This window comes from Christiangramia sp. LLG6405-1 (assembly GCF_045055805.1).
Taxonomy (GTDB): domain Bacteria; phylum Bacteroidota; class Bacteroidia; order Flavobacteriales; family Flavobacteriaceae; genus Christiangramia.
The window spans coordinates 1,861,103-1,873,378 of the sequence record NZ_CP159330.1 but is presented as its reverse complement, the minus strand read 5'-3'; the positions used below and the strand labels follow the sequence as shown (position 1 = coordinate 1,873,378).

Below are 12,276 nucleotides of genomic sequence, written 5' to 3'. Positions count from 1 at the left end.
CATTCTTGAAAGTACCTTCCAGGATATTACCTGTTATTGTATTTGCTCAATTTTGCTGTACCTCATTATGGTTTGCGGGTAATGCTGTAATGCCAGAGCTAATTTCAGTGTTCGAGTTATCTTCCAATGCTCTAAGCTTACTTACCTCTGCTGTACAATCTGGATTTATTCTAGGGACCTTAGTATTTGCTTTTTTAAGCATTTCAGATAAGTTCTCTCCTGCCCAGGTATTTTTTCTCTGTGCCATTTTCGGCTCAATTTTCAATCTCTCCACGATCCTGGAAGAGAACAACCTTTATAGTCTTATGATCATTAGGTTTCTGGTAGGATTCTCCCTGGCCGGTATTTATCCGGTTGGGATGAAAATAGCATCAGATCACTTCGAGAAAGGACTGGGCCGGTCTTTAGGATTTCTGGTTGGCGCACTGGTTCTGGGTACTGGTTTCCCCCATTTATTGAAAGCTACCAGCGAAATTGTTCAGTTAAGCTGGAGTGTCGTTATCATTAGCACCAGCACACTGGCGCTTCTGGGCGGACTTCTTCTCAAGATATTAGTTCCCGATGGTCCTTTTCGAAAACCTCATCAGGCCAAAAATTCCGCTAATATTTTCAAACTCTTCCAAAATTCTAATTTTCGAAGTGCTGCATTTGGGTATTTTGGCCATATGTGGGAACTCTACGCCTTTTGGGCTTTTGTGCCTCTTATGTTGAAGATTTATAATCATATTCATCCTGATAGTTTCTCGAATATTCCTCTTTATAGTTTTCTCATTATTGGTTCTGGAGCGGTGGCTTGTGCTATCAGTGGTATTTTATCTGAAAGATTTGGCGTGGCCCGTGTTGCCAGAATAGCATTGATCTTTTCAGGAATATGTTGTCTCATATCTCCTTTGCTAATGCTATTTGCTTCGGAAGTGTTCTTTGTTATTTTTATGATATTCTGGGGTGTGATGGTTATTGCTGATTCTCCTTTGTTTTCAACACTTATCGCTAGATCTGCTACTGCTGAAGGTCGGGGGACTGCACTTACCTTAGTCAACTCTATAGGATATGCAATCACTATCGTGAGTATTCAGATTGTCGGTATGAGTCAGGAGCTATTTCCGCAGCAATATATCTTCCTGGTACTCGCTGCAGGTCCTATTCTGGGAGTTATTTCTATCAAAAACTTCAGAAGTAAAAGTCTATAACAAATATTCTCGGCATTTCTTATATTGAAGAAAATAAGATCATGCAAATTGAAGCAAATTCTCCAGAGCAGTATATTTCCGAAGTTCCATCAGAAAGGAGAGAAGCACTCCAGAATTTGAGAAAGACCATTCTGGAGAACCTACCCAAAGGCTTCGAGGAAACCATGAATTATAAAATGATAGGTTACGTGGTGCCACATTCTATATTTCCGGAAGGATATCATTGTGATCCTAAGCTACCACTCCCCTTTGCCCATCTTGCAAATCAAAAAAAATACCTTGCTCTGTATCATTCGGGCATTTATGCAGATGCCAAATTGAGAAATTGGTTTATAGAGAGCTATAGAAGTATCACTGGAAAGAAACCTGATATGGGGAAAAGTTGTGTTCGGTTTAAGAATATGCAGCAAATTCCTTATAATTTTATAGGTGAGCTTATGACCAGAATCTCTGTTCAGGAATGGATCACACTTTATCAAAATCGTTGAAAAACATCCATGCTTTAACAGATTAGGGTCAATGCAGTTAAACCTCTCTTAAGTATTCGATCGTCTTTCTTAAAGAATTGGTGAGCTTTACTAAATGCTGTAAGTTCACCAGCTTAAGTATAAAATAAAAGATTTATGAAAAAGATACTAGGTGGAATTGCGATGATCTTCGCACTTGGAACAGCAACGGTGAATGCTCAAAATGCATCACAACCACAGCAACAAATTGAAGTAACCGATTCTGAATTAACTGAATTTGCTGAAGTTTTTCAGAAGATGAGAATGGTAAACCAGGAAGCTCAACAGGAGATGATTCAGGTTGTCCAAGAACAGGAAATGGATCTGCAAAGATTCAATGAAATTCATCAGGCGAATATGGATCCAAATAAAGAGGTGGAAACGACTGAAACTGAATCAAAACAGTACAAGATCGTAGTTGCAGAACTGGAAGAGATCCAACCACAGTTTCAACAGAGAATGGAGAAATTATTTGGTGAAAGTGATCTTAGTAAGGAACGTTACCAACAATTGGTGATGGCACTACAAAAAGATCCTGAACTTCAACAAAGATTACAGAAGGCACTACAGGGATAATTTTTAGTTTCTATATATAGAAAAGTGGGCTCCGCCCACTTTTTTTATGCCTGCGGCCGAAACATTTAAGTCTATTTTAAAATTCGATTGTCCCAGAGGCATCAATTTTGTTGTAATTTTAGAAATATTATATAACTATGGCAAGCCTACTAAAGAACAGATTCAGTTTTATCATGATTGTGATGATGTTTACGTTGTGCAATGCCCAGCAGAAATCGAACATGCATCAAAAGGACAGTTTAGAGTATAGCAACAAGATCGTACCGGAAAACATATGGCGTGAAACCTATGTAGCACTTTCACACTATCCGGAGCTTAAGACCACTCCTATTGAATTTAAGTTCAAAAAGAACATAAAAAAGTCCTTCATGCAGGCTCAGCCTAAGTTGAGCGGATTCTTCAAAAACAGGAAGAATAGAAGCTATGTTATTTATATTAATGAAAAATTCAAGATCGAAGACGAAACCTTTAGTGTAAAAGACGTCCCTTCTGAAGTTTTAATAGGATGGCTTGGTCATGAGCTTGGTCATGTAATGGACTATCGTGATAGATCTGCTATAGACATGTTATGGTTTGGAATTCGTTACGTAACCTCCAATAACTACATTCGTGAAGCTGAAAGAGCTGCAGATACGTATGCGGTGAATCACGGATTAGGACAAAATATTATCGCTACTAAAGATTTTATCCTGAATCACTCTAAGCTAAGTCAAAGCTATAAGAGCAGGATCCAGGATTTATATCTATCTCAGGAAGAGATTATGGTGTTAATTGATGAAATTCATGAAGAAGTTATCGACTAGTTCTTCGATTTAAGATCTTCAAGGAATTTTTCCCATTCAGCGAACTTCTCTTCATTCATTACTTTTTCCATTTTAACCTGACCACCTTTTTTCTTATTGGCAGCGTTCCATTCATGGAAAGTATTAGGATCTATAGTTTGAACACGAACACCTTTCAGGGCTTTTCCACGTGCTACTTTGTAGTTCTTATTGGCATTTTTCAAGGCGTTATCCAGGCTCTCAGATAATTTATCTGCATCTGCGGGATCTTCTGTTCCTAAATACCAGTAATGATAATATTCGTTGTCTTCTCCCCGTTTAGCTGAAACTACATATTCCGGGATTCTAATATCATATTCCTCTTCAAGTTCCTGAACAGCATCGTTCATTTTATTTACTGAAAGTTGAGATCCTACCACATTCAGAAAAAATTTCGTTCTCCCGGTGATTCTGATCTCATGCTTTTCCTTATCTGTAAACTTAATAGTATCACCAATAATATATCTCCAGGCACCACTCACCGTCGAGATCAATAATACGTAATCCACTTCCTCTTCTACATCATCAATAGAGATTACCGGAGCATCATCGGTCAGTGAACCATCCTGATTAATATAATCTGGCTTGAACGGTACGAATTCAAAATAGATCCCATTATTGGTGATCAACTTCATTGAATGCGTATTTGGTCTTTGCTGAAATGCAAGAAATCCTTCCGAAGCAAGATAAGTATCAATAACCTGTACCGGTTTTCCCAGCAGTGCATTAAAACTTTTCTCGTATGGTTCAAATGCCACCCCACCAGAAGTGTAAACCTGTAGATTAGGCCAGATCTCGTGGATATTATCAACTTTATGATATTTAATAACTTCTTTTAGCATAAGTTCCATCCATGATGGAATTCCGCTTAACGCACCTATGTCCCACTCTTTTGCAGTCTCGGCGATCTTCTTCACACGTTCGTCCCACTCATCAATCTTAGCGATCTCAACGCCTGGCTTATAATAACCTCTAAACCAGAATGGAATATTACTGGCGCTAATACCACTAATTTCACCTTCTTCGTGATCTCCTTCTTTCTGCAGATCTGTAGAACTTCCCAACATCATTATCTCTTTTTCGAAGAAATTTGCTGGAAGATCAAAATGGCTAAGAGCACTCACCTGCTGTATTCCGGCATTCCGAATGGAATCAACCATGTCTTCAGTCACCGGGATTCTCTTGCTGGTTTTACCAGTAGTTCCAGAACTTAAAGCAAAATATGGTGGTGTACCAGGCCAGGTAACATCTGTTTCACCTTCGTGGTATAAATGCCACCATTCTTTATCGATCTTGTTATAATCAAAATAAGGTACTCTCTTTGCATATTCCTTTTCCACATCTTCTGCTTCAAGAATTTCTGCAAATTTATAATGTTTTCCAAAGGCGGTATCTTTTGCCTTATCCAACAGACTTTTTAAAACCTCAAGTTGCTCGGTATTAGCATCACCTTCTGTAGTAAAAGAATCTTTTATATCAATCAAACTCTTGATTATAGAACCGAATATTGCCATTTTCTGTAAGTAGTTTTTAATCTGATCAAAACTAAAGATACAATAGTTCACAGGCTAACTATTACAAAATATTTAACTCAGTAATATCGTAGGCTTTATCTTACTTATTTGTTTATATTAGTAAGTATTTTTGGAGGAAAAAGTTAAATGCCTTCGAACTTCGATGAAATGCAAAAAATAACTGTAATATTTACAGTCCGAAGTATAATTATAGCCATTACAACTACATGAATCAAACTTTACCCCAGAACCAGTCTCGTTATAGAATGGTTTCCTACGATGAAGCTTCTCCGGAAGTTCAAACAATTTACGACGATACTAAAAAAACCTTACAACTTCCCTTCGTTTTAAACTGGTTTAAATGCCAGGGCGATAATGCGACGCTACTTAAAGGGAACTGGAGCAAATTGAAGAATACGCTTATGGAAGGTGAAGTTCCTAACGTATTAAAGCAATTGATCATCTACAACGTTTCGAAAGAAAGAGGTTGCAATTACTGCTCTCATGCACACGGCATCTTTGCAGATAGTATGAGTAGTATGATCTCAGAAGATGAAGGTTTTAAAGCTACACAACATATCAATAGTCCGTCGATGCCGGTAAGTTACCGAACCGCTGTACAGATCGTTACCAAAGCAGCCTTAAATCATTCCGATATTTCTGATGAAGATTTTAATAGTCTGGAAAAAGCAGGTTTTACAAAGAGAGAAATCCAGGAGCTTATGGCTCAGGCAGACCTGGTAAACATGTTGAATACGATTGCAGATGTATCTGGAATTAAGATCGATAATGAACTTTTAGAAACTCCGGAATAAGGGTTTCCTTTTACGATGCAGGATATTAGCAGTAATACTTCCCAGCTTTACAGGATCACCTATGAAGCATATTCCAAGTTCGCCAACGGTATAAATCGTTGTTCGAACCTGGAAGAGATCGCTAATGTTTGTAAGACAAACCTGAAGTATCTTATTAATTTCAGGATCTTGAGAATGTGTATTATTCGGGAAAAAGATAATTTCATCGTTGAACAGTTCTCTGGTAATATCTGGTATGATTTTGAATCGGAAACCGAAATATTTCCTTACGAGAGAGATCTTAAAGAAACGGGCATTCCGTTACTTACCGGAAGCATTCCTGATAAACTTCTAAAGAATAAAATAGAAAGGTCAGAACTATTTGATCCGGTACTCTGGGGATGGGCATTTGATAAGACCGATTCAAAGGTGATTGTATCCCTGCTAGCCGATCAACACATGACCTTTTCAGTAGGAGATATTGATATTCTGAAGCTCGTGGTTGATTGTATACAATCCAAGTTCAACGAGATCTATCTTAAGAAGCAGCTCGCTATTCAGAATAAAAATTTAACCGAAGCTTATGAGACCATTAAGCTTAAGAATGAGCAAATCGAAACGATCGTAAAAAATCAACAGCAGACCATTAATAAACGAACCGAATCTATTGCTGAAAAAAATAAGAAGCTACTTCATATTTCTGCACTTAACGCCCACAACGTTCGTGAGCCTTTATCTAGAATACAAGGCATAGTGCAGCTAGCCGAACTAGTGGATACCGAAACATTTAAAATTGAAATGATGCCAAAACTTGAATCGACCGTGAACGAACTGGATGTAGTTTTAAAAGAAGTGGTAGAAATGGCATCTAAAGAAATAGTGGCTTTAAAAGCTGAAGAATTATGAGTAAGATCTACCTGGTAGATGACCAGCCAATTTCGAATTTTATTACCAAGAAACTTCTTGAAATCGAAGGATATCAAGGTATTGTAAAAGATTTTACGAACCCGTGTGAAGCTATGGAGTTTGTGTCTGAAGACAGTGATGCAATAATTTTTCTTGATCTAAATATGCCAGAAATGAACGGCTGGGAGTTTCTGGAAATGTTACAAAGCAGGAATTGCAGGCACCGTATCATCATTCTTACTTCAAGCACCAGTAAGATCGATGTAGATAAGGCTAAAGACTATCCGGCAGTAATTAAATACATGGTGAAGCCTATGAATAAGCAGAAGTTTTCCGAACTTTCGGGACTTTTAAAAGCTTCCTGATTGCAACCAGATCCTCAGAAATTATTGGAATTAGCCTATGCACAAATGCATTTTGGCAAATATAAAGGTGTCTATCTTTCAGATATCCCCGAACCATATTATGTTTGGTTTAGACAAAAAGGATTTCCGCAGGGGAAACTTGGCGACCAGATGCAACAGGTTTACGAACTGAAAGTTAATAGTCTCGAGGGCCTTTTGAGACAAATTCGAATGCGCTATCCCCGCCCCAGAAAATAGGATCCTCTCCTGTTAAAAACCTCTTAAGATTAGAACTTCAAAGTAAGCGGTTTTTCTATTCTTCTTTGTAATTTAGCGCCCTGAATAACAACACAACAAACACGATTAGAAATGGCCGATACCAAGTATATATTCGTCACCGGCGGTGTATCTTCCTCTCTTGGAAAAGGAATTATTGCCGCGTCTCTGGCGAAATTATTACAGGCTAGGGGTTTTAGAGCAACTATTCAGAAACTGGATCCTTATATCAATGTAGATCCGGGAACTTTAAATCCTTACGAACACGGAGAATGTTATGTGACTGAAGATGGAGCTGAAACAGATCTTGATCTTGGTCATTACGAGCGTTTTCTTAATGTTAATACTTCCCAGGCAAATAATGTTACTACCGGAAGAATTTATCAAAGCGTCATTGAAAAAGAAAGACGTGGTGAATTTTTAGGAAAAACAGTACAGGTAGTTCCTCATATCACTAATGAGATCAAGGAAAGGATACAGATCCTCGGAAAGAATGGTGATTACGATATTGTTATTACTGAAATTGGAGGAACTGTAGGTGATATTGAATCTCTACCATACATTGAAGCTGTAAGACAGCTAAAATGGGAGCTTGGCGATGATAATGCTCTGGTAATTCACCTTACCCTGGTTCCATATCTTTCTGCTGCAGGAGAGTTGAAAACCAAACCAACTCAGCATAGTGTAAAAACTTTGATGGAAAGCGGTATCAAAGCCGATATTCTTGTTTGCAGAACCGAGCATGAACTATCAGATGATATCAGAAGAAAGCTTGCCATCTTCTGTAATGTTAGACAGGAAGCTGTGATACAAAGTATCGATGCAAGAACGATCTACGATGTTCCAAACATGATGCTCAAGGAAGGGCTGGATACAGTGACCATGAAAAAACTGGATCTCCCTACCGACTCTACTCCTAACCTGGATCGCTGGAATCAATTCTTGAAGCGACATAAGAATCCTAAGGCTGAAGTACATATTGGACTTATTGGAAAATATGTTGAACTTCAGGATTCTTATAAATCTATACTTGAATCTTTTATCCATGCTGGAGCCGAGAACGAAGTTTCGGTTAAAGTAGAATACATTCATTCAGAATTTATAAACGACAGTACGATCCACAATAAAATAAGTCATCTTGACGGAGTTCTGGTTGCCCCAGGATTTGGAGAACGTGGTATCGAAGGTAAGATCGACGCGGTAAGATATGCTCGTGAAAACAATTTGCCATTTCTGGGGATTTGTCTAGGAATGCAAATGGCTGTCATCGAGTTTGCCAGAAACGTACTCAAATTAAAAGGTGCGAATTCTTCTGAAATGGATCCTGAGACCAAACATCCGGTAATCGATCTTATGGCAGATCAAAAAGAAGTTACGCATAAAGGTGGTACGATGAGACTTGGTGCATGGGATTGTGAACTGAGCAAGAAATCTGTTATTCATGACGCTTACGGGAAGGATATGATCTCAGAAAGACACCGCCATCGTTATGAATACAACAATAAGTATAAGGAACAACTGGAGAATGCAGGAATGCTAAGTACCGGTATAAATCCAGAAACAAAACTGGTGGAAGTGATTGAACTCGCAGATCATCCATGGTTTGTTGGTGTTCAATATCACCCTGAATATAAGAGTACCGTGGCTAGTCCACACCCACTGTTTGTCTCTTTTGTAAAAGCTGCATTAGAATATTCAGAAAAGAGACAAAGTGCCAAAATGGCGCAGAAATAGAAACTGGTCGTTTATTTGACTGGGTAGATTAAGCAATACTAAGTAATGGAAGAAAAGAAAATTGACGTCCAATCCATCATTGGATTTATTTTAATTGGTGGTATCCTTCTCTGGATGCTTTACAACAACACTCCAGACGAAACGGAGAGCGTAGATGAAGTTACTACGGAAGAAAACATCAATAGAAATCAGGAAACAACTCCTGAGTTCGAAGAAAACACAGCTACACCAGCAAGTGACTCAACCGCTCTTGTAGATGCTCAAAAACGTCTGGGTGCTTTTGGATACTCTGAAACACTGTCTTCTGCAAAAGGAGGTTCTACGACGATTGAAAATGACCTGCTGGAACTAAGAGTTTCTAATAAAGGTGGTTATATTGAAGAAGCAAGACTGAAGAATTTCAAGACCTTCGATTCGATTCCGGTATATCTTATCAAGGACGGGAATGCTTCCATGAACATGAGTTTAAACACTACTGATGGAAGAACTCTTAATACGCAAGATCTTTATTTTGAACCGGAATTAACTGAAAACAATGGAAACCAGATCCTATCTATGAAACTAAAGGTTTCAGAAGATGAGTACCTGGAATACAGGTATGCGATGAGACCGGGAGAATATATGCTGGATTTCAGCGTACGTTCAGAAGGACTAACCGGCGTGTTAAATTCTTCAGCAACACCGGTACTTGACTGGAAATTGAAAGGATACCGTCATGCGAAGAGTATTTCTTATGAGAACAGGTATACTGATCTTATCTGGGAATATGATGGTGGTGATGATGACAGTTTAAGTGATGGTGATGACGATGATGAGGATATAAGTTATATCGCTTACAGGCAACACTTCTTCTCTTCTATTTTATTAACAGACACACCATTTGCAACTGCAAGTTTCGAAGTAGAGAATCTTGTTGAAGATGAAGAGATCGACACCGTTTACACCAAGACTTTTGCTTCCAGCATTCCTTTGGAACTAAAGTCTGGTGAACTTAACTACAACATGAACTGGTATTATGGTCCTTCAGATTACAAGATCCTGAATGATTATGATCGAAACCTGGATGAAATTATCCCGCTAGGTTGGGGAATCTTTGGATGGATCAACAAATATCTATTCATTCCATTCTTTGCATTTTTAGGAGGCGTTCTTCCAAGTTACGGTCTGGCGATCATTGCTATGACCATTGTGGTTAGAATTGTCCTATCTCCAGTAACTTATAAATCTTATTTATCACAGGCTAAGATGAAGATCTTAAGACCAGAGATCAATGAGCTGAATGAGAAGTACAAGGATAATGCGATGAAAAAGCAGCAGGAAACCATGAAGCTGTATAGCAAAGCAGGCGCCAGTCCTATGAGTGGATGTTTGCCAGCGTTGATGCAAATACCGGTATTCTACGCGTTATTCCAGTTCTTCCCGAGCGCATTTCAGCTTAGACAGAAGAGTTTCTTATGGGCAGATGACCTTTCCAGCTATGATGTGATCGCAGAACTTCCTTTCCATATCCCATTCTATGGAGATCATGTGAGTTTGTTCCCGATACTTGCTTCTGTAGCTATCTTTATCTATATGATGATGACTACCGGGCAAAGCATGCAGGCTAATCAACAACCAGGAATGCCTAATATGAAGTTCCTTATGTATCTGTCTCCATTATTTATGTTGGTATTCTTCAACAACTATGCGAGTGGACTTTCCTTGTATTACTTCACTTCGAATCTAATTACGATTGGAATCATGTTAGTGATCAAATATGTGATCGTAGACGAAAATAAGATTCATGCGAAGATCCAGGAAAACAAGAAAAAACCTAAGAAACAGAATAAGTTCACCCGAAAGTTCCAGCAAATAATGGAGCAGGCTGAAGAGCAGCAAAAGAAACAAAAGGGTAAATAATTTCTTCTGAAGTATATTTAATTAAAAAGCCTCCGCAAATGCGAAGGCTTTTTTTCTTTGTTATGAACTTCTGTTATAACGTAGGTAAAATAACAGTGTCAATTGCATGAATCACTCCATTTGTAGCCTGAACATCTGTAGCGATAATGGTTGAAGTTCTTCCGTTTACATCTGTAATAGTTGCAGTATCGCCAAGATTTATAGTAAAATCCTCACCCTGAAGCGAAGTTACTACGATACCATCTTCAAGTTCATCTGAAGTTACATTCATATCTATTAGAACATGGTAGCTAAGCACCGTGGCCAGCGTATCAGCATCAAGATCTCCAAGTTCCTCAAGTTCAAGTTCAGCCAAAAGATCTCCAAAAGCTGTATTTGTAGGGGCAAAAACAGTAAAAGGTGCTGGAGAATCAGCTGCTTGTAGAGTGGAAACGAAAGTATATGAATCTTCTCTGGTCAATGCAGCAACCAAAGTTTCAAAGGTAGGATCTGCAAGAGCAAAAGTTACCACATTAGGTAATCCAATTACATCGCTTACAGCGTGTATCACACCGTTATCCACTTCAACATCTGCAGTTTCAACAGTACTCACCCCATTAATAACTACACCATTTTCAGTGTTAATGTACATACTTAAATTCTCACCATCAGGTCCGGCTGTAGACATACTTTCTATGTATCCGGTAGACAGATCTGAAGACATGATCTCGCCCATTTGTACATGGTTCAAAAGAATTTGGGTAAGAACATCTGTTGGCACGTCTTCCAGAGCATCAAATCCATTCTCATCAAGGAAAGCAGCAAACGCATCATTATCTGGAGCAAAAACAGTATAAGCATCATCTCCAGTAAAAGTAGAGGTCAATCCAGTAGCCTCTAAAGCGGCTAAAAGTGAAGAGTAATTTTCATTAGCAACCACAAAATCTGCTATGGTATTTGATTCTACCACATCGTCTGTTGGGTCGGGAGTTTCCATGACATCGTCTGAAGTCATGAAGTCATCGTCTTCGTCACATGCTGTAAAACCAAAGCAGATTACCAGCAATAGAATACTAATTTTTGAGTTTTTGAGAATTGATTTCATATCATTTGAATTTTAGTTAAAATTTTTGATCACATAAATCTACTACTGAATTTTTCAACATTCTGTTTAATCTTTGTTAAATTTCATTAAACAGTTAGTTTATTAACAATCAAACACATGCAGATTATATCATTCGATGAGATCGAAAAAACTTTGTTTATATTTGAAAAACTTAAATAACTATTTATGAAGAAGATTTTAATATTATTACTATTCACAGGAATCCTTGCTTCCTGTAGTGATGACGACGACGCAGGAGTGGATAATGGCGAATCGATCCTGGGAACATGGTTTCTTGTTGAAGCTAATAATGTACCTGGGTTTTCAATTAACGAATGTTCTAGCCAGTCATATCTTAGTTTCATGGCCGATAACACTGCTGACTCAGAATTTTTCACAAATGCTGGTGGCGAATGTGAATCTGAAACTTCTACAGGAGACTGGAGCAGTTCTTCCAATTCACAATACACTTTTACAGTTCCTGGCTTTGGAGAACTTACTGGTAATGTATCTTTTGATGGTAATCGTTTTACGTTTACCCCAAATGATCTTCCTACTTCATCGCTTACTTTCGAAAAATAATCCGCACCAAAATTTTATTGAAAAGGGTAGCTTTCGCTACCCTTTTTTAT

The 12,276-nt window shown here is 38.3% G+C and carries 13 protein-coding genes; 11 read left to right on the top strand and 2 right to left on the bottom strand.

Translation table 11 applies throughout. The annotated features are described in order from the left end of the window. The first annotated feature begins 5 nt into the window (after positions 1-5). From ABVM50_RS08735 to ABVM50_RS08720, 4 genes are all read left to right on the top strand, one after another. On the top strand, positions 6-1,190 hold the full coding sequence (locus ABVM50_RS08735; RefSeq protein ID WP_405198210.1) for a nitrate/nitrite transporter: 1,185 nt from the start codon (positions 6-8) through the stop codon (positions 1,188-1,190). A 41-nt stretch (positions 1,191-1,231) separates the two neighbouring features. After that, positions 1,232-1,678 (top strand): DUF1801 domain-containing protein, encoded by a 447-nt coding sequence (locus ABVM50_RS08730; protein ID WP_405198209.1) that lies wholly within the window; start codon positions 1,232-1,234, stop codon positions 1,676-1,678. A 135-nt stretch (positions 1,679-1,813) separates the two neighbouring features. Further along, entirely contained in the window at positions 1,814-2,272 is a 459-nt protein-coding gene (locus ABVM50_RS08725) for a DUF4168 domain-containing protein (protein ID WP_405198208.1), read from the top strand. Positions 2,273-2,409: 137 nt separating this feature from the next. Continuing rightward, complete coding sequence (locus ABVM50_RS08720; protein WP_405198207.1) at positions 2,410-3,075, top strand: hypothetical protein; 666 nt, start codon at positions 2,410-2,412, stop codon at positions 3,073-3,075. Here the strand turns inward: ABVM50_RS08720 and ABVM50_RS08715 are convergent. Continuing rightward, the gene (locus ABVM50_RS08715; RefSeq protein ID WP_405198206.1) at positions 3,072-4,607 is read right to left on the bottom strand and encodes a GH3 auxin-responsive promoter family protein; all 1,536 of its coding nucleotides are present in this window, start codon (positions 4,605-4,607) and stop codon (positions 3,072-3,074) included. The two genes, ABVM50_RS08720 and ABVM50_RS08715, sit on opposite strands and share 4 nt — an antisense overlap. A gap of 227 nt (positions 4,608-4,834) precedes the next feature. Here ABVM50_RS08715 and ABVM50_RS08710 point away from each other — a divergent pair, with 227 nt between their 5' ends. The 6 genes from ABVM50_RS08710 to yidC all read left to right on the top strand — a co-directional run bounded on the left by ABVM50_RS08710 (position 4,835) and on the right by yidC (position 10,560). Continuing rightward, a complete protein-coding gene (locus ABVM50_RS08710) occupies positions 4,835-5,422 on the top strand; it encodes a carboxymuconolactone decarboxylase family protein (RefSeq protein ID WP_299153624.1) in 588 nt (195 codons plus the stop codon). A 15-nt stretch (positions 5,423-5,437) separates the two neighbouring features. Next, positions 5,438-6,307, top strand: a complete 870-nt coding sequence (locus ABVM50_RS08705; RefSeq protein ID WP_141877232.1) for a histidine kinase — start codon at positions 5,438-5,440, stop codon at positions 6,305-6,307. After that, a complete protein-coding gene (locus ABVM50_RS08700; protein WP_141877231.1) occupies positions 6,304-6,672 on the top strand; it encodes a two-component system response regulator in 369 nt (122 codons plus the stop codon). Before ABVM50_RS08705 ends, ABVM50_RS08700 begins: the two co-directional genes overlap by 4 nt. Beyond that, positions 6,673-6,909 carry a DUF3820 family protein gene (locus ABVM50_RS08695; protein WP_141877230.1) on the top strand — a complete coding sequence of 79 codons (237 nt, stop codon included), beginning with the start codon at positions 6,673-6,675 and terminating at the stop codon, positions 6,907-6,909. Between the two features lie 111 nt (positions 6,910-7,020). Beyond that, on the top strand, positions 7,021-8,661 hold the full coding sequence (locus tag ABVM50_RS08690) for a CTP synthase (protein WP_405198205.1): 1,641 nt from the start codon (positions 7,021-7,023) through the stop codon (positions 8,659-8,661). Between the two features lie 45 nt (positions 8,662-8,706). After that, positions 8,707-10,560, top strand: coding sequence for a membrane protein insertase YidC (yidC, locus tag ABVM50_RS08685; RefSeq protein ID WP_405198204.1), 1,854 nt, complete (start codon positions 8,707-8,709; stop codon positions 10,558-10,560). A gap of 73 nt (positions 10,561-10,633) precedes the next feature. Here yidC and ABVM50_RS08680 read toward each other — a convergent pair whose 3' ends face one another. Further along, complete coding sequence (locus tag ABVM50_RS08680) at positions 10,634-11,644, bottom strand: fasciclin domain-containing protein (RefSeq protein ID WP_405198203.1); 1,011 nt, start codon at positions 11,642-11,644, stop codon at positions 10,634-10,636. Positions 11,645-11,830: 186 nt separating this feature from the next. Between ABVM50_RS08680 and ABVM50_RS08675 the strand changes: the two genes are divergently transcribed. After that, the gene (locus ABVM50_RS08675; RefSeq protein WP_405198202.1) at positions 11,831-12,226 is read left to right on the top strand and encodes a lipocalin family protein; all 396 of its coding nucleotides are present in this window, start codon (positions 11,831-11,833) and stop codon (positions 12,224-12,226) included. Positions 12,227-12,276: the final 50 nt, after the last annotated feature.

Excerpts from the sequence above, each read along its gene's own strand:
- ABVM50_RS08730 (WP_405198209.1), top strand. The coding sequence starts at position 1,232 with ATGCAAATTGAAGCAAATTCTCCAGAGCAGTATATTTCCGAAGTTCCA.
- ABVM50_RS08725 (WP_405198208.1), top strand. The coding sequence starts at position 1,814 with ATGAAAAAGATACTAGGTGGAATTGCGATGATCTTCGCACTTGGAACA.
- ABVM50_RS08720 (WP_405198207.1), top strand. The coding sequence starts at position 2,410 with ATGGCAAGCCTACTAAAGAACAGATTCAGTTTTATCATGATTGTGATG.
- ABVM50_RS08715 (WP_405198206.1), bottom strand. The coding sequence starts at position 4,607 with ATGGCAATATTCGGTTCTATAATCAAGAGTTTGATTGATATAAAAGAT.
- ABVM50_RS08710 (WP_299153624.1), top strand. The coding sequence starts at position 4,835 with ATGAATCAAACTTTACCCCAGAACCAGTCTCGTTATAGAATGGTTTCC.
- ABVM50_RS08705 (WP_141877232.1), top strand. The coding sequence starts at position 5,438 with ATGCAGGATATTAGCAGTAATACTTCCCAGCTTTACAGGATCACCTAT.
- ABVM50_RS08700 (WP_141877231.1), top strand. The coding sequence starts at position 6,304 with ATGAGTAAGATCTACCTGGTAGATGACCAGCCAATTTCGAATTTTATT.
- ABVM50_RS08690 (WP_405198205.1), top strand. The coding sequence starts at position 7,021 with ATGGCCGATACCAAGTATATATTCGTCACCGGCGGTGTATCTTCCTCT.
- yidC (WP_405198204.1), top strand. The coding sequence starts at position 8,707 with ATGGAAGAAAAGAAAATTGACGTCCAATCCATCATTGGATTTATTTTA.
- ABVM50_RS08680 (WP_405198203.1), bottom strand. The coding sequence starts at position 11,644 with ATGAAATCAATTCTCAAAAACTCAAAAATTAGTATTCTATTGCTGGTA.
- ABVM50_RS08675 (WP_405198202.1), top strand. The coding sequence starts at position 11,831 with ATGAAGAAGATTTTAATATTATTACTATTCACAGGAATCCTTGCTTCC.